The organism is Serratia rubidaea (genome assembly GCF_016026735.1).
Classification (GTDB): Bacteria; Pseudomonadota; Gammaproteobacteria; order Enterobacterales; family Enterobacteriaceae; genus Serratia_B; species Serratia_B rubidaea.
Genome location: NZ_CP065640.1, coordinates 4,000,357 through 4,021,872 on the forward strand (window position 1 = coordinate 4,000,357; position 21,516 = coordinate 4,021,872).

General features: G+C 58.1%; 22 protein-coding genes. 15 read left to right on the forward strand and 7 right to left on the reverse strand.

Features of this window, described 5'->3' with window-relative positions; translation table 11 throughout:
• Positions 1–51: 51 nt before the first annotated feature.
• Positions 52–1,401 (reverse strand): MFS transporter, encoded by a 1,350-nt coding sequence (locus tag I6G83_RS18770; protein WP_054305702.1) that lies wholly within the window; start codon positions 1,399–1,401, stop codon positions 52–54.
• An 805-nt stretch (positions 1,402–2,206) separates the two neighbouring features.
• Between I6G83_RS18770 and fdhA the strand changes: the two genes are divergently transcribed.
• Positions 2,207–3,394, forward strand: coding sequence for a formaldehyde dehydrogenase, glutathione-independent (fdhA, locus tag I6G83_RS18775; protein ID WP_015672408.1), 1,188 nt, complete (start codon positions 2,207–2,209; stop codon positions 3,392–3,394).
• A 99-nt stretch (positions 3,395–3,493) separates the two neighbouring features.
• Here fdhA and I6G83_RS18780 read toward each other — a convergent pair whose 3' ends face one another.
• Complete coding sequence (locus I6G83_RS18780) at positions 3,494–3,925, reverse strand: putative T6SS immunity periplasmic lipoprotein (RefSeq protein ID WP_082394652.1); 432 nt, start codon at positions 3,923–3,925, stop codon at positions 3,494–3,496.
• A gap of 166 nt (positions 3,926–4,091) precedes the next feature.
• Between I6G83_RS18780 and I6G83_RS18785 the strand changes: the two genes are divergently transcribed.
• On the forward strand, positions 4,092–4,436 hold the full coding sequence (locus I6G83_RS18785) for a GlpM family protein (RefSeq protein ID WP_015672411.1): 345 nt from the start codon (positions 4,092–4,094) through the stop codon (positions 4,434–4,436).
• A 10-nt stretch (positions 4,437–4,446) separates the two neighbouring features.
• Here I6G83_RS18785 and I6G83_RS18790 read toward each other — a convergent pair whose 3' ends face one another.
• A complete protein-coding gene (locus tag I6G83_RS18790; RefSeq protein WP_054305683.1) occupies positions 4,447–5,388 on the reverse strand; it encodes an AraC family transcriptional regulator in 942 nt (313 codons plus the stop codon).
• Between the two features lie 159 nt (positions 5,389–5,547).
• On the opposite strand from I6G83_RS18790, the gene I6G83_RS18795 reads away from it, so the two are divergent.
• The 5 genes from I6G83_RS18795 (at position 5,548) to I6G83_RS18815 (ending at position 8,871) form a co-directional block, all read left to right on the forward strand.
• Positions 5,548–6,381, forward strand: a complete 834-nt coding sequence (locus I6G83_RS18795; RefSeq protein ID WP_054305682.1) for an oxidoreductase — start codon at positions 5,548–5,550, stop codon at positions 6,379–6,381.
• A 100-nt stretch (positions 6,382–6,481) separates the two neighbouring features.
• Complete coding sequence (locus tag I6G83_RS18800; RefSeq protein WP_054305681.1) at positions 6,482–7,063, forward strand: TetR/AcrR family transcriptional regulator; 582 nt, start codon at positions 6,482–6,484, stop codon at positions 7,061–7,063.
• A gap of 97 nt (positions 7,064–7,160) precedes the next feature.
• On the forward strand, positions 7,161–8,003 hold the full coding sequence (locus I6G83_RS18805) for a nitroreductase family protein (protein WP_054305680.1): 843 nt from the start codon (positions 7,161–7,163) through the stop codon (positions 8,001–8,003).
• A 146-nt stretch (positions 8,004–8,149) separates the two neighbouring features.
• Complete coding sequence (locus I6G83_RS18810) at positions 8,150–8,371, forward strand: hypothetical protein (RefSeq protein WP_138111542.1); 222 nt, start codon at positions 8,150–8,152, stop codon at positions 8,369–8,371.
• Between the two features lie 107 nt (positions 8,372–8,478).
• Positions 8,479–8,871 (forward strand): hypothetical protein, encoded by a 393-nt coding sequence (locus I6G83_RS18815; RefSeq protein WP_054305678.1) that lies wholly within the window; start codon positions 8,479–8,481, stop codon positions 8,869–8,871.
• A 37-nt stretch (positions 8,872–8,908) separates the two neighbouring features.
• On the opposite strand, the gene I6G83_RS18820 is transcribed toward I6G83_RS18815, so the two are convergent.
• From I6G83_RS18820 to I6G83_RS18835, 4 genes are all read right to left on the reverse strand, one after another.
• A complete protein-coding gene (locus I6G83_RS18820) occupies positions 8,909–10,081 on the reverse strand; it encodes a Gfo/Idh/MocA family protein (protein ID WP_054305677.1) in 1,173 nt (390 codons plus the stop codon).
• A 508-nt stretch (positions 10,082–10,589) separates the two neighbouring features.
• Positions 10,590–10,931 (reverse strand): hypothetical protein, encoded by a 342-nt coding sequence (locus tag I6G83_RS18825; protein WP_225365588.1) that lies wholly within the window; start codon positions 10,929–10,931, stop codon positions 10,590–10,592.
• 83 nt (positions 10,932–11,014) lie between these two features.
• Positions 11,015–11,614: a peptidoglycan recognition protein family protein gene (locus I6G83_RS18830; protein ID WP_072186095.1), complete on the reverse strand. Its 600-nt coding sequence runs from the start codon at positions 11,612–11,614 to the stop codon at positions 11,015–11,017.
• Between the two features lie 28 nt (positions 11,615–11,642).
• The gene (locus I6G83_RS18835; protein ID WP_054305701.1) at positions 11,643–12,125 is read right to left on the reverse strand and encodes an Hcp family type VI secretion system effector; all 483 of its coding nucleotides are present in this window, start codon (positions 12,123–12,125) and stop codon (positions 11,643–11,645) included.
• A 370-nt stretch (positions 12,126–12,495) separates the two neighbouring features.
• On the opposite strand from I6G83_RS18835, the gene tcuR reads away from it, so the two are divergent.
• The 8 genes from tcuR to I6G83_RS18875 all read left to right on the forward strand — a co-directional run bounded on the left by tcuR (position 12,496) and on the right by I6G83_RS18875 (position 21,170).
• Entirely contained in the window at positions 12,496–13,422 is a 927-nt protein-coding gene (gene tcuR / locus I6G83_RS18840) for a tricarballylate utilization LysR family transcriptional regulator TcuR (RefSeq protein WP_054305675.1), read from the forward strand.
• Between the two features lie 90 nt (positions 13,423–13,512).
• Complete coding sequence (gene tcuA / locus I6G83_RS18845; protein WP_054305674.1) at positions 13,513–14,913, forward strand: FAD-dependent tricarballylate dehydrogenase TcuA; 1,401 nt, start codon at positions 13,513–13,515, stop codon at positions 14,911–14,913.
• Entirely contained in the window at positions 14,900–16,033 is a 1,134-nt protein-coding gene (tcuB, locus tag I6G83_RS18850; protein ID WP_054305673.1) for a tricarballylate utilization 4Fe-4S protein TcuB, read from the forward strand. The genes tcuA and tcuB overlap by 14 nt, the downstream gene beginning before the upstream one ends.
• Before the next feature lie 180 nt (positions 16,034–16,213).
• Entirely contained in the window at positions 16,214–16,687 is a 474-nt protein-coding gene (locus tag I6G83_RS18855; RefSeq protein WP_054305672.1) for a DUF6130 family protein, read from the forward strand.
• 9 nt (positions 16,688–16,696) lie between these two features.
• Positions 16,697–18,016 (forward strand): epoxide hydrolase family protein, encoded by a 1,320-nt coding sequence (locus tag I6G83_RS18860; protein ID WP_054305671.1) that lies wholly within the window; start codon positions 16,697–16,699, stop codon positions 18,014–18,016.
• A 65-nt stretch (positions 18,017–18,081) separates the two neighbouring features.
• The gene (locus I6G83_RS18865) at positions 18,082–19,038 is read left to right on the forward strand and encodes an alpha/beta fold hydrolase (protein ID WP_054305700.1); all 957 of its coding nucleotides are present in this window, start codon (positions 18,082–18,084) and stop codon (positions 19,036–19,038) included.
• 81 nt (positions 19,039–19,119) lie between these two features.
• Positions 19,120–19,860, forward strand: coding sequence for a response regulator (locus I6G83_RS18870; RefSeq protein ID WP_054305670.1), 741 nt, complete (start codon positions 19,120–19,122; stop codon positions 19,858–19,860).
• Positions 19,857–21,170, forward strand: a complete 1,314-nt coding sequence (locus tag I6G83_RS18875; protein ID WP_054305669.1) for a sensor histidine kinase — start codon at positions 19,857–19,859, stop codon at positions 21,168–21,170. The genes I6G83_RS18870 and I6G83_RS18875 overlap by 4 nt, the downstream gene beginning before the upstream one ends.
• The last annotated feature ends 346 nt before the right edge of the window (positions 21,171–21,516 follow it).

The window sequence follows — 21,516 nt, forward strand, 5'->3', positions numbered from 1 at the left end:
CTGAAGCGGAGCCGGGATCCTTTGCAAGCGTTAGACACACCGACGAAACGTCTAGTTATCTCCCCCTGCTTTCAAGGCGCTGAAGCCGGCCCGCGCCGGCGTTTTATCTTGTTCACCGTTTAACGAGATGCGCGAAGTTTCCGGCAGCGCCAGGCCACCAGCCAACGCCAGCAACGCCACCAGCGCCAGGTAAAATGCCGGGGCAACGCTGCTGCCGGTGTAATCGATCAGCCAGGTCGCCACCAGCGGCGCCGTTCCGCCAAAGATCGTATAGGCCAGATTGTAGGTGATGGCGGAGGCGGTATAGCGCGCGCGGGTAGGAAACACTTCCGAGAGCAGCGCCGCGGTCACCACGCCGGACAATACCGCCCCGGTCGCCAACAGCAAATCGCCGAGAATCGCCGCCCACAGCTGGCCTGAACTGGCCAACTGCCAGGCAGGATAGACGCTCAGTATCACCCAGACGCCCGCCAGGGCGATGGTTTTTCTCCTCCCTATCCAGTCGCACAACGCCCCGACCGGCGGGCACATCCCGGCGGCAAACAGCAGCGCAACGGTGGAAACCAGCAGCGCGGAAGCGCGGCTGAAGTGCCCTTCCAGCTGCAAAAAGGTGGAGAAATAGGTGGTGAACATATAAAACGACAGCGCCGTCAGAGAGATAAACGCTCCCAACCGCAGGATGTTGCCCGCCTGCTGGCGTAACGTTTCGCTTAATGGCGCATGCGCACTGGCGGATTCAGCCAGCGCCTCGCGAAACGCCGGCGTCTCTTCCATACGCAGCCGCAGATAAACCCCAACCAGGCCAAGCGGCGCCGCCACCAGGAAAGGAATACGCCAGCCCCAACTGCTCATCTGCTGCGAACTCAGGCCGGCATCCAGCAGATAAGTGATCGTCGCTGCCGCCGCAAAGGCGGAAAAGGTAGAAACCGTGATAAAGCTGCCGTACCAGGCGCGTTTATGATTGGGGGAATGCTCCATCACATAGGCGCAGGCCCCGGCATATTCACCGCCGGCGGAAAAGCCCTGAATGCAGCGGGTTAACGTCAGCAGCAGCGGCGCCAGCACGCCGATACTGGCATAGGTAGGCAGCAGACCAATGATCGTGGTCGATCCCGCCATCAGTAGCACGGTCAACGACAAAATACGCTTGCGGCCAAGCTTATCCCCCAGCACGCCAAAGATCACCCCGCCCAGCGGGCGCAGGGCAAAAGCCACGGCAAAGACGGCGAACGTCTGTAGCAATGCCGCCTGCGGCAGATCTGACGCGAAAAATTGTTGTGCGATAATCGTCGCCAGAAAACCGTAAACGGCAAAATCAAACCACTCGACAAAATTACCGATCGCCGCCGCCGTCGTTACCTTACGCAGCGTGGCTGTCGAAACGGGCGCTATATTATTCATAGACATCTTCCCCCTGCTTGAATGTTCTGACCAGACGTGGGTTAACATCACAGAGGAATGGTTTCCCCATGCATGTTTATTGCGTAAATAATTCTATTTTTAAAACCGGCGGCCAGATGTTAATCCCGTTACGGATAAATAGCACAGCCAGGATATAGCTACCCGGACAGAGTTGCATAAAGTTATTCCGTGTTCAACATAACCGGGATAATACGCGGCGCAGCAGCATTTCACCTGACAGGATCAACGCCTAACCCACTGAATAAAATGGGTTAACCGCGTCATAGGATTTTCATTTACAGGGAGGGAACGCTCGATTTAATGGCATGCAGAAACTAACCGATTGATTTTGTTTTTATTGATGATTATCTATCGATAGCGAGTAGTTTAGTTTAAAAACACATCATATCGCTGGTCGCTTTCAGATATTGATATGTCGTTTTTATCCGATTTATATTTTATTCGTACCGTATCATATTAAATTATAATCACGTACCGTCCCTCCTTCAGAATTGCTCTATTCATTTCTCCTTTATTAGGGTTTTAAATGGGCAATTCTCTTTTTTTATGCTCGGCTTTCATCTGTCAGCACCGTCCATAGCCACTGCCGACGCGCAGCCATACCCTATGCTTTTTCCCCGATGTCGCGATCAGACGGGTTATAAGAATTACCTATGTCGTTATCAGATCAGTGGCTACCCCAGCCTTCCCCTAGACTGGGCGTGCAGAACCCGTGCGCTATCGCGGTACTTAGTGCTCGCTCTGCTTCAGAGATAGACATCTTACAGCATGATACGGAGCAACTATGGGACACTCATCAAACAGAGGCGTTGTATACCAGGGGCCGGGCAAAGTGGAAGTGATGGATATTGATGAACCAAAATTCGTCAGCCCATCGGGCAAAAAAATCGACCACGCCGTCATTCTTAAAGTCCTGTCTACCAACATTTGCGGTTCCGACCAGCATATGGTCCGCGGCCGCACCACCGCACCGGCCGGCATGGTGCTGGGGCATGAAATCACCGGGGAAATCATAGAGAAAGGCTCCGACGTCGAGATGCTTAACGTCGGCGATATCGTCTCCGTCCCCTTCAACGTGGCGTGCGGCCGCTGCCGCTGCTGCCGTGAGCTGGATACCGGCGTGTGCCTGACCGTTAACCCGGCGCGCGCGGGCGGCGCCTTCGGCTATGTGGATATGGGCGGCTGGGTCGGCGGGCAGGCCAAGTACGTGATGGTGCCATATGCCGATTTCAACCTGCTGAAATTCCCCGACAGAGACCAGGCGCTGGCGAAAATTCTCGATCTGACCATGCTGTCAGATATCCTGCCGACCGGCTTCCACGGCGCGATCACCGCCGGCGTGGGCGTCGGTTCTGTCACCTATGTTGCCGGCGCCGGTCCCGTAGGCCTGGCGGCCGCGGCCTCCGCGCAGATCCTGGGTTCTGCGGTAGTGATGGTTGGCGACTTCAATAAAGAGCGTCTGGCGCATGCCGAAAGAATGGGCTTTGTGCCGATCGATTTAGGCAAACACGATCGGCTTGGCGAGATGATCGCCGAGGTGGTTGGCGTACCGGAAGTTGACTCGGCCATTGATGCGGTCGGTTTTGAAGCCAAGGGGCACTCGGGCAAAGAACAGCCCGCGGTGGTATTAAACAGCATGATGGATATCACCCGCGTGGCCGGCAATATCGGCATCCCGGGGCTGTACGTCACCGATGACCCGGGCGCCCATGAGCAGGCCGCGCGCGAAGGTTCGCTGAGCCTGAAGTTTGGCCTCGGCTGGTCCAAGGCGCAGACCTTCCATACCGGGCAGACGCCGGTATTACGCTATAACCGGCAGCTGATGAATGCGATCTTGCATGACCGTCTGCCCATCGCCAAGATTGTCAATGCCAAGGTGATTCCGCTGGAAAGCGCCGCCGAAGGTTATGCCAGCTTTGATGCCGGCGTGGCGGCGAAATACGTGCTGGATCCCCACGGCATCCTCGCTTAATCGCGATGCGCTTACGTCTAATCTGACAGTTAGCAGTGAGTTTGCCGCTATCTGTCAGATGATATCGATCTCACAATGCGAACCGGCGGGGATAATGCATCAACGCGTTATCTCTGCGTCAGAGAGCGGTATATTTTTAATCTGCCCGTCCGATAACTCAATACCGGCCACCACGCTTCTTGGTGATTCGCTATCCGTCGGCGAGGTGAGTATATAGCGCACGATAAACTGTCCTGCTGACGGAAAAGAGTAAAAGCCAGGGGGAATGCACAACATACCGTTGTTTATCGTTAAATCGGGGGCATCAACCACCGATAACCGCTGCGGCGGTGTATCCCGGGGATTGATGGCAATCAAGGATGGCTGGTAATTTTTGCTGTCCGGAACATGGAAACACACGCCTTCCCCGCTGTTACTCGCCATGGCTGTCTCGTCAGGCGTTAACCGATCACCGGTTCCTGGACAACCTGCCAGCAGAAAAACAGAGGCAAAAAGTAACGTTGCGCGACCTACATGAATTTGCATCATCATCCTTGTATGACTTTCGGGGACCGGGCCCCAATACTGTAATATGCCCCGCATCTACCCGCCCTGCAAATCCCCATTGCCAAAAACGCCCCCCACTTTGCACGTGCAAAAGACCAGCAGACGTGCCAACATAACCAAATCAGTAGCTTAAAGCTTACAAAGGTGCGATATGGGGCTGGGAATCAAGGCGTTAATCGGTGCGTTGGTGGTTATTCTGATCGGCGTGTTATCCAAATCACGCAACTACTATATTGCCGGTCTGGTTCCCCTGTTTCCTACCTTCGCGCTGATCGCCCACTATATTGTCGGCACCGAACGTTCCCTGGAAGATTTACGCACCACCATCCTGTTTGGCATGTGGGCGGTGTTCCCCTATATGGCCTATCTGGTTTCACTCTATATTCTGCTGGGCTATGTCAAACTGCCGACGGCGCTGACCGCCGCGGTGATATGCTGGCTGGCGGCCGCCTGGCTGCTGATTCTGGCCTGGAACCGCTGGCACGGCCAGGGATAAGACATCCCGCTCAGTGCGAAGAGACAAATGCTAAAGGCGTTACCGGCGCGGGTATGGCGAAGGTGCGTTTCATCCGTTCCACCTCTTGCAGCGGCGTCAGCCCGAACAGGCGCTTAAACTCACGGCTGAATTGCGAGACGCTCTCATAGCCCACCCGGACGCCGGCGGCCGAAACGGTAAGATTATTGCGCAGCATCAGTAACCGCGCCTGATGCAGCCGCGTCGATTTCAGGTATTGCATCGGCGAGGTGTTGGTGACGGTTTTAAAGTGGCTGTGGAAGGTCGGCACGCTCATGCCCGCCTCGCGCGCCAGTGCGGCCACATCCAGATGCGAAGGATACTCGGCATGCAGTTTACGCAGGGCTTTCGCCACCTTGCCGAACTGGCCCTGCAGCGCGAGCGCACTTCTCAGCACCGGCCCCTGCTCGCCGGTCAGCACCCGGTAATAAAGCTCCCGCAGCATCGATGGCCCTAACACCTCGGCATCCAGCGGCGAGGCCATAATCTGCAGGAAACGCAGCACGGAATGGCTGAGCGGCTCATCCATCCGGCTTGATACCATACTGCGCGGGGCATCGACGTCGCTCACTCCGCGGCCATCCAACGCCAGCATCAGATCGGCGGCCAGATTGAAATCCAGCCGGATATAGATTGCCAGCATCGGCTCCGCCGCGCTGGCGTCCGTTTCCATAGTGAACGGTACCGGCACCGAAACCATCAGATAGTGCTGCGCATCATACAAATAGACATCATTACCGAGAAAGCCGCGCTTGCTGCCCTGCACCACAATCACAATTCCCGGTTCATACAGCACCGGCGTACGCAGCAGCGGGCGGTTGGATCGTAAAAAACGGACGTCGGGCAACGCGGTCAGGCTGTAGCCTTCGTGCGGCGTCAGGCGATCCAGCAGCGTCACCATCTGCTGACGAACCGATGAGGATGTCTGTGTCATAGCACCTGCGCTAACCGTGGGGAAGATTTTCAGTGTGCCACCGCAGCCCTGTCGCGTCCAGCCGACTCATAGGAATAGGCAAAACACCGAGAGGATCCGGGCTACGCGTCGTCGCCTGCCCGCCGTATGCTGCCTGCTCCACATAACGGAGGAAATATCATGAAACCAGCCAAGCTATTTTTTATCACCGGCGTCAGCAGCGGTTTTGGCCGCGCGCTGGCGGAACAGGCGCTTCTGGCCGGGCACCGGGTAGTCGGCACAGTAAGAAATCAACCGGCCAAAGCGGCGTTCGAAGCCCTGTCGCCCGGCCGCAGCTTCGGCCGGACCCTGGACGTTACGGATTTTAGCGCCATCCCGCCGCTGGTTGCCGCGGTTGAGCACGAGGTCGGCGCCGTCGATGTGCTGGTGAATAACGCCGGCTACGGCCATGAGGGCATAATGGAAGAGTCGTCCATCGATGAAATGGTGCAGCAGTTTAACGTCAACGTCTTTGGCGCCGTCGCGTTGATGAAAGCGTTTCTGCCCTACTTCCGGGCGCGGCGCGCGGGCCATATTGTTAACATTACCTCGATGGGCGGATTTATCACCATGCCCGGCATCAGCTACTACTGCGGCAGCAAGTTTGCCCTGCAGGGGATTTCGGAAACCTTAACGCAGGAGCTGAAGCCGTTTAATATTGCCGTGACGGCCGTTCAGCCCGGCTCGTTCCGTACCGACTGGGCCGGCCGCTCCATGGTGCGTGCCGCACGCAGCATCAGTGATTACGATGACAGTTTCGGGCCGATCCGGGAAGCGCGGATGACGCGCAGCGGCCATCAACCCGGCGATCCGCGCAAGGCGGCCGACGCCATTTTGCAGCTGATTGACAGCCCGGCCCCACCGACAGCGCTGCTGCTGGGCAGCGATGCCGTAACGCTGGTGAGAGAAAAGCTGCAGCGAATGCAGGCGGAGATCAACGCCTGGGAAACGGTCAGCGGTTCAACCGATGGCTGACGCGCCCCACTGATAGATTCACCCAATGTATAAAAACCCATATTGTAACGGACGTTCAATAATGGTTTACTGATCCGCATCGTTAATGCAGGAGAGAAGTATGGCTGGCAGACCGCGTGAATTTGATGACCAGGAGGTCATTCAGGCAGCGAGGGAGGCTTTCTGGCAAAACGGCTTTGAGGCAACCTCCGCCCAGATGCTGGTTGAATGCACCGGGCTGGGGCGCGGCAGCCTCTACGCCGCCTTTGGCAGCAAAGAACAGCTGTATCATAAGGCGCTGGAGAGCTATCACCAGGAAAGTATTGATTTTCATCAGTCAATCTTTTCGTCTGCCGGCACCGTCAAGCAACGCCTGCATACGCTGCTGCAAAAAGGCACCGAAATCGATCTCGGCGACGTGGAGAGAAACGGCTGTATGGCGATCTTCTCCCCGCTGGAAAGAGCGGCGAAGGACGATCGGGTCCAACAGTTAAGCCGCGCCTATATCAAACGCCTGGAAGACATGTTCGCTGCGCTGTTTCAGCAGGGAATTACCAGCGGCGAGTTCCCCGCCCACAAGGACGCGGCGGAAATGGCCATGGCCTTTATGTGCGCCTACTTTGGTTTTCGCGCGTTCGGCCGGATTGTCCATCAGCCGGACTGCCAGCAACGGGCGATTGTCGCACTGCTGAACAACCTGTAATTATCAAAAGTTATGGCCTGCGGGCCATTCTTTTTCATTAATTTTTGAACGGTCATTCCATTAGCGGAGTGCCACCACCGACGTGACAGGAGTAACGATGTCTGACGCATCAATAAAAGATACACTGCTTAGCGAACGCTACGGCGAACAACACAAGCCAGCGGAAATCATCTGGAATCCGCAGATTGAAAACCTGTTGAGCCACCGCTCAGTCCGACGCTTTACGGCGCAGCCGCTGCCGGAGCACTGGTTTGCAACTCTGGTCGCCGCCGCGCAGTCCGCCTCCACCTCCTCTAACCTTCAGCAATGGAGCGTAGTGGCGGTGACCGACCCGCAGTTGAAAGCCCAGGTGCGGAAACTCTCCTCCGGCGCCGACGGGCTGGCCAACGGCTACATTGATGAAGCGCCGGCCATCCTGCTGTGGGTGGCCGACCTGTCGCGCAATCACACCATGACCACCGCCGACGGCCTGACGCCCGAGGCGCACGACTATCTGGACGCACTGGTAATAGGCACGGTAGACGCCGCGCTGGCGGCGCAAAACGCGACGATCGCCGCGGAGTCGATCGGGCTGGGCACCGTGTATATCGGCGCAACCCGCAACAAAGCCAAAGAGCTGGCGGCGCTGATCAACTTGCCGGAACACAGCTATGTCGTCTGCGGTCTGGTGGTCGGCTGGCCGGACGCCGCAGACGCAGGCAGTATTCGCCCGCGCCTGGCGCAACAGGTGGTCGCGCACCATAACCGCTACGATGCCGCGAATCTTGACGAGAACGTGCAGCATTACGAAGAGACGTTCCTGGCGTTCCGCAACGCGCAGGGAATGAAAGGAAAAACCTGGAAGCAGGCCGTACAGAGCTCCGCAACCAGTATGGCCTATATGGATGGACGCCAGCATCTGCGCAGCACGCTGGAAGAGCGCGGCTTTAAACTGAAGTAAACGCGGGGCGCAGGGATGCGCAACCGTTCGCCCTGCCAGCGCCGATGCCCGGCACCCTTCCGGCACGGCATCTCCGCCCCGGGTTGGCGCAACGCCAAAGCCTTACCTATGATTAAACGTCTCAAGGTAAAACACGGGGGAATCACATGCGAGCAGTATTGTTTACGGCGGCTGTCGTGCTGTTATCCGGCTGCGGGCTCAATGAAGAGCTTGATGCCATGACGCGGGAATATCACCAAAAAGTCTGTGACGGCTACGGCTTTACCCGCGGGACCGATGCCTATGCCAACTGCATGATGAAGCAAGACGAACGCGAGGATGACGATGCGCAGCGCGCGATGGACCGGGAAGCAAGAAAGAAAAAATAGCCCTGCAGTCGCTGCCGTACCCTGCGCCGCAGCGCGTTTACGCGGTGATGTCCCCTTTACCCGATCCCGCCTGTTCTATTGGCCACCACATACTACGAGGCCCGCAGATGAGAAAAACAGCGCTGGCGTTTGCCCTCCCGCTCCTGCTATTTATCAAAATGACTTCCGCCGCCACCGACTGCGCACCGCTGGAAAGCGCGATTAACGCCGATAACCGGCAGACTTATCAGCAGTTGGTTCAGGGGGCGCTGACGGAAAAGGTGCAGCTGGCAACGATCGGCATCACCAAAGTGCTGGCTGAAGATAAATGGCTGGCCGTGTTTGCCACTACGGAGATCGCCGACCCCGGCGTGTTTTTCTTTAACGAGCATAAATTTGTCGATGTCTGGGGCGGCATGGTGGAAGCACAAGAGCAGCGCACCGTTACCCGCTGGGCGCATGCGTTGCATATACCGGATCGATTAACCCAATGTTTCTTTCAGGCCATCGTGATTCAATAGAAACGGCAACCTCCCTGTCGCCGTTTGCGCCGGCCTGCTAACTAAATTCCACCCAGCCAGCGCCGTTATCCGCCGAGCGGACACAGTGCTCCACCCAGCGCACTCCCAGCACTCCGGCGTGCACGTCGGGATACCAGAAGTCTTTCAACAGCGCTTCATCGCGGCGGTCGCTGGCGTCCATGGCGATGGCAAAGCGACGGTACAGATTCGACCAGGCTTCAAACAGCCCTTCCGTATGGCCGCCGCCAATGCGATCGTCCTGCAGCGCCTGCGCATCCAGATAGCCCATGCCGCGCTCGAGAATGCGCACCGGCTCGCCCTGCACTTCAAAGCGCAGCTGGTTGGGCTGCTCATCCCACCACTCCAGGCTGGCCTTTTCGCCGACGATGCGGATTTTCTGCCCGTGCATTGACCCGCTGTTAACCGCCGAGCACCACAGCGTACCGACGGCGCCATTATCAAACTCCATCAGCACATGGGCGTTATCCTCCAGCGGCGCGCGGCTTTTGACAAAGCTCTGGCGGGCGCACATCAGGCGTTTAATCTTCAGCGCCGGCGCCATGGTCTCCGCCAGGAATAAGGTGTGGGTCGCCAGATCGCCCAACACGTAGCTGGGGCCGACAAAACGCGGGTCAACGCGCCAGCGGGTGCTGGGGTTGTCCTGCTCGACCGGCTGGGCGTGAAAACCGTGGCAAAACTGCATATTGACGATACGGATTTCGCCGAGCTGCCCTGCGGCGATCATCTGCCGCGCCTGCAAAATCAGCTGATGGCCGGCGTAACCGTAAGTGACACCGATAATTTTATTCTGCCGGCGGCTCAGCGCGGCCAGCTCTTCCGCCTCCTGGCTGCTGAAACACAGCGGCTTCTCACACACCACGTGCAGGCCAGCCTCCAGCGCCGCGCGGCAGATGGCGTAGTGCGTGTTGTTAGGCGTGGCGATGGACACCGCCTCAATGCCGTCCTCCCGCGCCGCCTCCGCCGCAAACATCGCCTGATAATCCGCATAGCAGCGCTCCGCCGCCACGCCCAGGCTTTCGCCAAACGCACGCCCGCGCGATGCGTCAATATCGAACGCGCCGGCCAGCAGCGTAAAGGTGTTGTCGCGCAGCGCGGTGCTGCGGTGAATATAGCCAATCTGGCTGGTGCCGCCGCCGCCCACCATGCCCCAACGCAGCGATCTGTCTAGTGGTTTAACGCCATTAATCATACGGTTGTCTCCTGTTTAAAACCGACGAACTGTAAGTAACGCAAACTTTCGGCAACGCCACACAGCAGAAGGCCATCACAAAGCGCGTAGCGTGTTTTTACCTGCGGCCGTTATGCCGTTCACTCTGTCGAGTAAATTCGCCCGATACTGAACGTTAATTTCATTGTTAACAATAATGAAAATTACATTCTTTGATGGCGGTCATATTTATTTTGGTGGGCCACATGAGGACTCTCTCATGGCAGCAGACGTTACGGCTGGTTTGCTAAACGGCAGCATCACATTTGGCGTAATCGCCGCTATGATTTGATGAAATTTTTATTCCAATGCAAAGGGGGTAACAAAATAGGTTAGACGTTCCAACGGCGATCCTGCCATAGGTATCGGCCCTGAGGCGCCGTCAGTGTGCGTAGCTGCCTTGTATTGGATGACCGCATCACACGGCTGCGGGACAGTTTGTAACGGTGACAAATAACCCGGGCAGCTTGCAGGTTACCTGGCGGACGTTTCATTCTGTCAGCGATTCATCTTCAACGGTATAGGTGTCAGCAAAAGGATCGACCCATTTATAATCGTTATAAAATAACGTGACTACATCACCGGTATCCCATACTAGCGTTCCCCCACCACTGGAAGATATTTTCCACTTACCCTGCGTATTGTCGCTAAACGCAATCGTTCCTTGTGCATAACAAGGAGAGTAGCGCTCATGAGCATTGAACATTAACGGAACAGGATATGATTTTGAGAAAAAATCCTTTACTTCCGCAACCGTGATGTTGAACGTTTGGCACCCTTTCCTCACATTTTCCGATGTATCTTCGCTTTTCCCAACTTCATCAACCTTCACCTCGGTGATTTTCCTGAGTGGAATATGACCAGCCGCAACGGAATGCATAATGCCTGTCAGTAAGATTATAAATATTAAACATTTTACCATTGTGCCGTGCTCGCTTCTGTTTTAACTTTATACGATATTTCCGGATGTCTGAATACTTCAGACATTGATATGTTTAATGTATCAGCGAGTTCAGCTAATAACCATTTCAATGCACTATTTTGTTTATGATTTACCTTTTCATAAATTGCATTTTCACCTTCGCCGGAAACAGGCCTGCCGACAATCTCAATCCCCAGAGAATCAAAGTTGGCAGGATACCTTTCCGGGTACGGTTTCTTTTGTTCCAAACGGGAAAGCTGCCTATATTTATTCAATAATGGCTTTACTGCTGAGAATTCTGAAGGGTTGCATTTACTTTCCATGTAACATCTGGACCTTATATTTCCAACATGATTGGTGATCTTAAAAACGGAAGCAGTTTGATAAATCAAACCATCTTTATCTATCAAAAAATGAGCCCCGTTTGCCCCTGGGTTTTTATAACTATTAAAAGAACTATCAGCAGTGGATCCGCCGGTCTGGTGTACAACAATTCCATTCACCTTCTCCAGTCTTCTTCGCTCTATCATTCTGAATCTTCTGACGATAATACGTTCAGCATCTATCATGCCATTTTTATCTATAAATAACATTCCGTTCCTTTCTTTATCTCATAATGGCTCAAGTTATAATATTGGCTTCAATATCATATCCCATGGAAGATAAACCCATGAAAATCCCTTTTTCACTTTGTATTACATAATCCATATTGATCCTAGAAAAAGATAACCCCACTTCCTCTCTGGGTGCGCGCATAGTACGGTAACCGACAGGCTGAACACCGATGATAATGACGTTTTGAAGTGTAATGCGAAAATATTCAAGTGGCGAACCACCTGACTTTCTTATGGTAATAACAGCCTCAGGAATACATTCCCCCAGCAAACAGTGCCTAAGCAGTTTCGGGCTGAACTTATCGATGTGGCGTTCAAAATAAAGGCCCTCGACGGCTAATTTCCCTGTACCACCGCTACTGCCTAAGTTAGCAGATGGCATCTGACCAACAGTCCACTCCCAGCGCAGTAGCTCAATGTTATCTTTGCAAGTTGAGTTCTGTAGCTCACCTTCTATATCATTGAATTTTATAAATGCATCATTAATCATAAACACACCTTGAAAAACCATTATTTCACACCCCCAATTCATATAAGCTATTTTTCGGGATGAGTCCACATAACTGTTAAAAAATTAAAATAAACCAGATTTATATTACGTCGTTATATTTACATTATTAGGTTAAACGTAGTCGCAATTAAATTCACGAGGCTGGGTTGATAGATTTTGTTTTATATAAATATCCACTTGCAAACCAGAAAAATATCGATATTCACAGCCGCTACCTGCTGATAAACACAACTACGTCACATATCGCCAACCCCGGATGACGACACCTTCAGGTTCTGTGTAAGATAACCGCCAAAATGCGGCTGCGGGTTGGCCGACAGATTATCGCTACGCTTATCGGGAGAGTCGGATGGAGCTTCGTCAGCTGCGCTACTTCGTACGCATTGTTGAAACCGGCAGTATGGGTAACGCCGCACAGGATCTGAATATCGGCGTCTCCGCACTGAGCCAGCAGATGACGCGCCTGGAAAATGAGCTCGCCACCCGTCTGTTGCAACGCACCTCGCGCGGGGTCACGCCGACCAGCGCCGGCCTGGCCTTTTATTCGCAGGCGCAGCTGTCGCTGCGTCATGCCGACGACGCGGTTCTCGCCGCCCGGGAAGCGCGACTTTCCGGCCACGTCAGCGTGGGGTTTTCTTCCAGCACCGCCTCTGTTCTCGGCATTCCGTTTATTAACGCCATGCGTGAAAACTATCCCGACGTGCGTCTGCATATTGTGGAGAGCCTTTCCGGCAACCTTGAGCGCATGATCAATACCCGTCAGATTGATTTAGCCGTGGTCTTTCAGCCGGATAAAATCATGCGCTGGAGCGCCAGGCCCGTGCTGGAGGAGCGGCTGTTCTTAATCGGCGCTCATGCCCTGCTGGCACAGATTCCCGGCGATCAAATCGTTCCCGGCCGGCTCGCCGGCATTCCGCTGATTATGCCGAGCAAAGGGCACGGTCTGCGCGGCATTCTGCAGGAGATCTGCAGCACGCACGCGCTCAATCTCGATATCGTGACGGAAATTGACGGACTGGCCCTGCTGATGCGCGCGGTGCGCGAGGGCGTGGGCGCAACGATCCAGCCCGGCGCGGCCATTTCCCTGCTGGATAAGGACGCGCTGAGGGTGATCGGTATCCAGAATCCGATACTGAGCCGTCCCAACTTTTTAGTCAGCCTTTCCGATGATGAACTTCCGCCGGCGGGCCTCGCCGCCCGCGTGGTGCTCAGCAAAGTCATGCGCCAGCTGGTCGATGCCGGCAGTTGGCCGGGGGCGACCCTTTACGCCGGCTAAAGCCCCGTTTAGTTCTGCGGCATGGCGGCCGCCTGCCTCACCCGTATACATTCCGACGATAGATTTAATCCTGCGTTAGGTGGAGATGAAATGGTCGATGTACTGGTGATTGGCGGCGGCAATGCCGCCCTATGCGCCGCCCTGACGGCCCGTGAGGCCGGCGCGTCGGTGCTGCTGCTGGAAGCGGCGCCGCGCGAATGGCGCGGGGGAAACTCGCAGCACACGCGTAATTTACGCTGCATGCACGATGCGCCGCAGGATGTCCTGGTGGACAGCTACGGCGAAGAGGAGTACTGGCAGGATCTGCGGCGGGTAACCGACGGTCATACCGACGAAGCGCTGGCGCGCCTGGTGATCCGCACTTCTGCGCACTGCCGCGACTGGATGCGCCGCCACGGCGTTAACTTCCAGCCGCCGCTGTCGGGCGCGCTGCACGTGGCGCGCACCAATGCGTTCTTTATGGGCGGCGGTAAAGCGCTGGTGAACGCCTATTACCGCAGCGCAGAACGTCTGGGGGTGCAGATCCGCTACAACACGCCGGTACAGTCGCTTGAGCTACGGGAAGGAAACTTTGTCGCCGCCATGGCGGGAGAGGAACGGATCGAAGCCAAAGCCTGCGTGCTCGCTGCCGGCGGGTTTGAATCCAACCGCGCGTGGCTGCGCGCGGCCTGGGGGCAAAATGCGCGCGGCGAATGGCCGGCCGACAATTTTTTAATTCGCGGCACCCGCTTTAATCAGGGCGTACTGCTCAAATTTATGATGGACGCGGGCGCGGACATTATCGGCGACCCTTCCCAGTCGCACTGCGTGGCCATCGACGCCAGAGCGCCGCGCTATGACGGCGGCATCTGCACCCGCGTAGACTGCGTGTCGCTGGGGATTGTGGTTAACCGCGATGCCGAACGTTTCTATGACGAAGGCGAAGACTTCTGGCCGAAGCGTTACGCCATCTGGGGGCGTCTGGTAGCCCTTCAGGCCGGACAAATCGGCTATTCGATTATCGACAGCAAAGCGATCGGCCATTTTATGCCGCCGGTGTTCCCCGGCGTACAGGCTGACACGCTGGCCGAACTGGCCCGGCGGCTGGGGCTGGACGCCGCGCGCTTTACCCACACCGTGACGCAATACAATCAGGCCTGCAGACCGGGGCGTTTCGACCACACCACGCTCGACGACTGCAGCACGGAACATCTGACGCCGCCGAAAACGCACTGGGCGCGCCCGCTCGATACGCCGCCCTATTACGGTTACGCCCTGCGCCCGGGAATAACCTTCACCTACCTTGGGCTGAAAGTGAACGATCGCGCGGCCGTGCACTTTGCCGGCCGGCCGAGCCGCAACCTGTTTGTCGCCGGGGAAATGATGGCGGGCAACGTGCTGGGCAAGGGCTATACCGCCGGGGTGGGCATGTCTATCGGCACCACCTTCGGCCGCATTGCCGGTAAAGAGGCCGCTCTGGCGGCACGGGAGGCGCAGTATGCAGCCGCTTGAGCAACGGATTATCGACGTCAACGTGCTGAGCGAGGCGGAAACCGAGGTTGAACGCGTGATGCAGGTGTGTAACGCCTGCCGCTATTGCGAAGGGTTTTGCGCCGTGTTTCCGGCGATGACCCAGCGGCTGGCGTTCGCTAAGGCGGATATTAATTATCTGGCCAATCTCTGCCACAACTGCGGCGCCTGCCTGCACGCCTGCCAGTACGCGCCGCCCCATGAGTTTGCCATCAACGTGCCACAGGCGATGGCGCAGGTGCGGCTGGAGACCTATCAGCATTACGCCCGTCCGGCGGCCTTGGGTGCGCTGTACCGCCGCGCCGGCGTCACCGTCACCCTGGCGCTGGCCCTGGGGCTGACGCTGTTTTTACTGCTCGCCATCGCGCTGACGGGATCGCTGCGTCATCCGCCGCTGGCCGGTGATTTTTACCAAATCTTCCCGCACAACCTGCTGGCCTGGATGTTCGGCTCGGTATTCACGCTGGCGCTGGGGCTGCTGATGGCCGGCGTTATACGTTTCTGGCGCGAGATATCCCCCGGCGCGCCACGCTCCGCCGACCTTGCCGAAGCCTCTCATCATGCCCTTACCCTGACGTATCTCGACGGCGGACACGGCAAAGGCTGCAATGAGTCGGACGATGCCTTTACGCTGTTGCGCCGTCGTTTTCACCATTTCACCTTCTACGGCTTTATGCTCTGTTTTGCCGCCACCGTCACCGCCACCGGCTATCACTATTTCGCCGGCTGGCAGGCGCCCTATCCGTTCCTCAGCGTACCGGTCATCCTCGGCACGCTGGGCGGCATCGGCCTGCTGGTCGGTCCCGCCGGATTACTGTGGCTGAACCTGCGCCGTTCGCCGCTGCATGGCGACCCGCGGCAAAAACCGATGGATCGCGGTTTTATCCTGCTGCTGCTGTTAACCAGCCTGAGCGGCCTGGGCCTACTGGCCGGCCGAGACGGCGCCTGGATGGGCGTCCTGCTGGCCCTCCATCTCGGCGTGGTGATGGCGCTGTTCCTGACGATCCCCTATGGCAAATTCGCCCACGGCTTCTACCGCTGCGCCGCCTTGCTCAAATGGGCGATAGAGAAACGGCGCGGCAGCCACGCGGCCGACGGCTGAATCGCCGCCACGCCAAGCCACTAACGCGCCGTCTATTGTATCGCAATGTATCTGCCGGCCAGCCGGGTACACGACGATGCAATAACGCGGCGTTCCGCTAACACGCCCTATACATGCGCGTGGTCTCCTAACAGCGTTGTCATTCCTCTCCGAATGGCGCGCTAACAAGGAGCAACCACCATGCTACGTAAACTTATCCTGTCCCCGTTACTGATTTTTACCTCGGCAACCTGCGCCTGGTCGGCAGAACCGGGCGCACACAGCGCCGCCGATATTCTCGGCCCGGCCGCCGTCGCCCCGCTGGAACGGCCGCAGCCGCCGGCAAAACTGATTGTCGATGCGCCGCTGGCCGGCCCGCTGCGTAAAGGCGCGGTGTTTATTCAGTACCGCGCGGAAAACCTGCGGATTGAGCCGGTATACGGCCCCGAGGCGCGCCAGGTGGCGCCGCGCATCGGCCATATTCACGTAACCGTCGACGACAACCCGTGGCACTGGGCGGACGCCAGCGGCGAACCGGTGATCCTGGTCGGACTGCCTGCGGGTAAGCATAAGGTCACCATCGCCCTCGCCGACCCGACGCACCGGCCGATTGACAGCAAGACCGTGGAATTCACCGTACCGCCGCATGCGCCGGTATCGCACGCCTCCCATTAAAGGTGAAATATGAACCGTTCAGATAACGAGTTACCCGATGCATCTCGCCGGCGTTTACTGCTGGCCTCCGCGGCGGGCGCCGCCGCCATCGGTTTGCTGGATCACGCCTGGGCGACGCCGGTCCGCCAGCCCGTTGTGCCGCCGACCGACGACCAGATCCATCCGTTTACCATCGCCATTGCCGACAGCGAGCTGGCCGATCTCAAATTCCGGCTGGCGAGAACCCGCTGGCCCGATAAGGAAACGGTGAGCGATGACTCACAGGGCCTGCAGTTACATAAAATCCGTCCGTTGGTGGAATATTGGGCGAACGGTTACAACTGGCGTAAGGTGGAAAGCCGGCTCAACGGCCTGCCGCAGTATGTGACCCGCCTTGACGGCCTGGCGATCCATTTTATCCACGTGCGTTCGCGCCAGCGCAACGCCATGCCGCTGATCATGACCCACGGCTGGCCCGGCTCCGTGCTGGAGTTTCTGAAAGTTATCGGCCCGCTGACCGATCCTGTCGCCCATGGCGGCCGGGCTGATGACGCCTTCGACGTGGTGATCCCCTCCATTCCCGGCTACGGTTTTTCACAACGCCCGCACGATACCGGCTGGCAGCCGGCGCGCATTGCACGCATGTGGGATACGCTGATGAAGCGCCTGGGGTATACGCACTATGTCGCTCAGGGCGGCGATCACGGTTCGGTGATTTCCAACGCGATGGGGCGTCAGGCGCCCGCCGGTCTGCTGGGCATTCACCTGACCATGCCGGCTACCGTGCCGGATGCGCTGGTCAGCGCGATTAATCTGGGCCAGCCTGCGCCCGTGGCGCTGCAGCCGGACGAACAGCGGGCATTCGATCGGCTTAGCCATTTCTTTACCCGCAACGCCGCCTACGGCGCGATGATGGTGACGCGGCCGCAGACGATCGGCTACGCGCTGCATGATTCCCCGACCGCGCTGGCGGCGTGGTCGTACGATAAAATCGCCCAATGGACAGACAGCGGCGGCGAGCCGGAACGCGTACTGACGCGCGACGAAATTCTTGACGATCTCTCCCTGTACTGGCTGACCCAGACCTCCGCGTCCGCCGCGCGTTTTTATTGGGAAAACAATAACAACAACTTCAGCGCGTCCGCCCAGCAGACCACGACGGTCAAGGTGCCGGTCGCCATTTCCGTCTTCCCGGGGGAAATCTACCAGACGCCGCAACGTTGGGCCGAGCAGGCGTTTCCGACACTCAGCTATTACCAGGCCGCGCCGCGCGGCGGACATTTCGCCGCCTGGGAACAGCCCGCCATTTTCACCGCTGAGCTACGCCGCGCCTTCCGTCCGCTGCGTTGAACGCCCCTAATCCCGAGGAACCCACGATGAAAAAACTGATGCAACAATCTCTGCTGGCGACGCTGATGCTGACCGCCGCAGGCAGTGCGCTCGCCGCAGCGCAGACCACCGCCGATTACGCAGCGGCGTTTGACCAGGTTAAACAGGTGAACGCCGGGGTGCTGAACGTCGGCTATGTGGATATCGGCCCGCGCGACGGCGAAGCGGTGATCCTGCTGCACGGCTGGCCGTATGATATTCACAGCTACGCCCGGGTGGCGCCGCAGCTGGCGGCGAAAGGCTACCGCGTGATCGTGCCCTATCTGCGCGGTTACGGCAGCACCCGCTTCCTCTCGGCCGCCACGCCGCGCAACGGCCAGCCGTCGGCGATGGCCGCAGACGTGGTGGCGCTGATGGATACGCTGGGCATTAAACGGGCGGTGTTTGCCGGCTTCGACTGGGGCGCCCGCACGGCCGATATTGTCGCGGCGCTGTGGCCGGAGCGCGTGACGTCGCTGGTGTCGGTCAGCGGCTATCTGATCGGCAGCCAGGCGCTCGGCAAACAGCCGCTGCCGCCGCAGGCGGAGCAGCAATGGTGGTATCAGTTCTATTTCGCCACCGAGCGCGGCCGCACCGGCTACGCCAAAAACACCCATGATTTCGCCAGGCTGATCTGGCAACAGGCCTCGCCGGGCTGGTCGTTCAGCGAGACCTCTTTCCGGCAAGCGGCGGCGGCGCTGGATAACCCCGACCACGTGGCGATCACCATCAGTAATTATCGCTGGCGGCTGGGATTGGAAAAAGGCGAATCCCGCTATGATACTTATGAGCGCAAGCTGGCCGCGCTGCCGGTGATTAGCGTGCCGACCATCACCATCGAAGGGGATAACAACGGTGCGCCGCATCCCGCGCCGGCAACATACCGGGCGAAATTCAGCGGTAAATATCAGCATCGCACGTTTAGCGGCAATATCGGCCATAACCCGCCGGCAGAAGCGCCGGACGACTTTGTACAGGCGGTGGTGGACGCCGCCGCGCTGTAAGGTGTATACAGGCCGCGGCGCCCTGCTGCGGCCTTTCCGGCGTTACGCCGCTCGCCGACCAACCAGAAACAGGGGTTTCATTTGGAGCATATTGATAACATCCTCGTGGTGGATGATGACCGCGATATCCGCGAACTGGTCACGGATTACCTGATAAAGTCCGGCTATCGCGCCGTCGGTGCGGCAAACGGCCGCGAAATGCGCGCGGTGCTGGCCGCCAGCCATGTCGATCTGGTGGTGCTGGATATCATGATGCCGGGCGACGACGGCCTGACGCTGTGCCGCCAGTTGCGCAGCGACGCGCAACGCAACCTGCCGATACTGATGCTGACGGCGCGCAATGAAGACACCGACCGCATTCTCGGGCTGGAAATGGGGGCCGACGACTATCTGGTAAAACCCTTTGTCGCCCGCGAACTGCTGGCGCGTATCAAGGCGATCCTGCGCCGCACCCGCGCGCTGCCGCCCAACTTGCAGATTACCGAGGCCGGGCGCGTGATCGCCTTTGGCGACTGGCGTCTGGACACCGTCAACCGCCACCTGCTGGACAGCGACGACACCATCGTCGCGCTCAGCGGCGCCGAGTACCGGCTGTTGCGGGTGTTTCTTGATCACCCGCAGCGGGTATTGTCGCGCGACCAACTGCTTAATCTGACGCAGGGGCGCGATGCCGAACTGTTCGAACGCTCTATCGATCTGCTGATCAGCCGCCTGCGTCAGCGGCTGCGGGAGGACGCGCGCGAACCCGCCTATATCAAAACGGTGCGCAGCGAAGGCTACGTGCTCGCCGCGCCGGTGGTGATTAAGGAGGCCAGGCCGTGAGGCTGTGGCCGCGAACGCTGCTGGCGCGTTTACTGCTGATCGTGGCATGCGGCCTGCTGCTGGCCAACGGCATGACCCTGGTCAGCCTGATGATCGAACGGATGAGCAGCGCCAAAAGCGTGATGCTGGGCAACCTGGAGTACGACGTGGCGACCAGCGTCGCCATTCTCGACCGCCTGCCGGCGGCGGAACGGCCGCAGTGGCTGCCCAGGCTGGCGCGCGGCAATTACCGCTACCAACTGACGAAAGGCGACAGCGGTCCCTATCCCACCGGTTGGCGCACGCGCGGTGCGGTGCGCTCACTGCAGGAGGCGCTGGGCGGCCGTTACGCCATCAACATCAGCGCCATTCCGGGGCCGCGCGAGCATATTCAGGTGCACCTGACGCTGCACGACGGCGCCCCGCTGACGCTCGATCTCTGGCCGCGCATGCCGGCAATTGCGCGCTGGCTGCCGCTGGTGCTCGGCGGGCAACTGTTGCTGCTGCTGTGCTGCGCCTGGCTGGCGGTGCTTCAGGTGGTGCGGCCGTTTACCCGCTTTACCCTGGCCGTCGATGCGTTGAAACCGACCGCCGACGCCGCGCAGACCATGCCTGAGGACGGCCCGGCGGAGGTGCGCCAGGCGGCGCGGGCGTTTAACGCCATGCAGGCGCGCATTCAGGATCACCTGAAGGAGCGCGCGCAGATCCTCGCCGCCATCTCACACGATCTGCAGACGCCGATTACCCGGATGAAGCTGCGGGTGGAGATGGCGGAACAGCCGGCGCTGCGTGACAAGCTGCTGGGCGATCTGGATACCATGAGCCGGCTGGTGCGGGAAGGCATCGCCTTTGCCCGCTCGGCGGAAACGCTGGAAGAGCCGCGTCAGCGCGTCAGCCTGAACGCCTTGCTCGACAGCCTGGCCTGCGACTATCAGGACATCGGCAAAGCCGTCGTCTTCCTGCCGTGCAGCGGCGACGACCGTTTCGCCGTGCGGCCGCAGGCGTTACGGCGCATCATGACCAACCTGATTGATAATGCGCTGAAGTTCGGCCGCCGGGCGACGGTCACGCTGGCGGCGCCGCAGCGGGGCCAGGTGACGCTGCACGTGTGCGACGACGGCCCCGGCATCCCCGACGATGAGCTGCAGGCGGTGCTGGCGCCCTTTTACCGGCTGGAGGCGTCGCGCAACCGCCACACCGGCGGCACCGGGCTGGGGCTGGCGATCGCCGCGCAGCTGGCAAGCCAGATGGCCGGCACGCTGACGTTACGCAACCAGCCGCAGGGCGGTCTCGACGCCTGCGTGACGCTGCGTGAAATAACCCCGCCATAATTGACGCGGCGGGCAGAGAAATAATCCTGCCCGCCGCCCTCTTTTCACCACTCTCGCTCACGATTTTAATTAGTTAACGATAATCAGATTTTTATTATTGAATTTATTAATTTTAATCAAATAATCCTGCACAGGTTAACATTAATTATTATTCAACAAAAATATATTAGCTAACGATAAATAAAGCAGAAGATTTAAAATCAACATCTTACCCAATCACTCACTTGCGCTGAATATTTATTTTATGACAGCTTGAATAAACCCGCGTTGTTTTCTAGCCTTAATCAGGCTAATGCTTTTTAGCCAGAGATTTATACAACAAATTTCAGCCTTATCGCGCCAATAT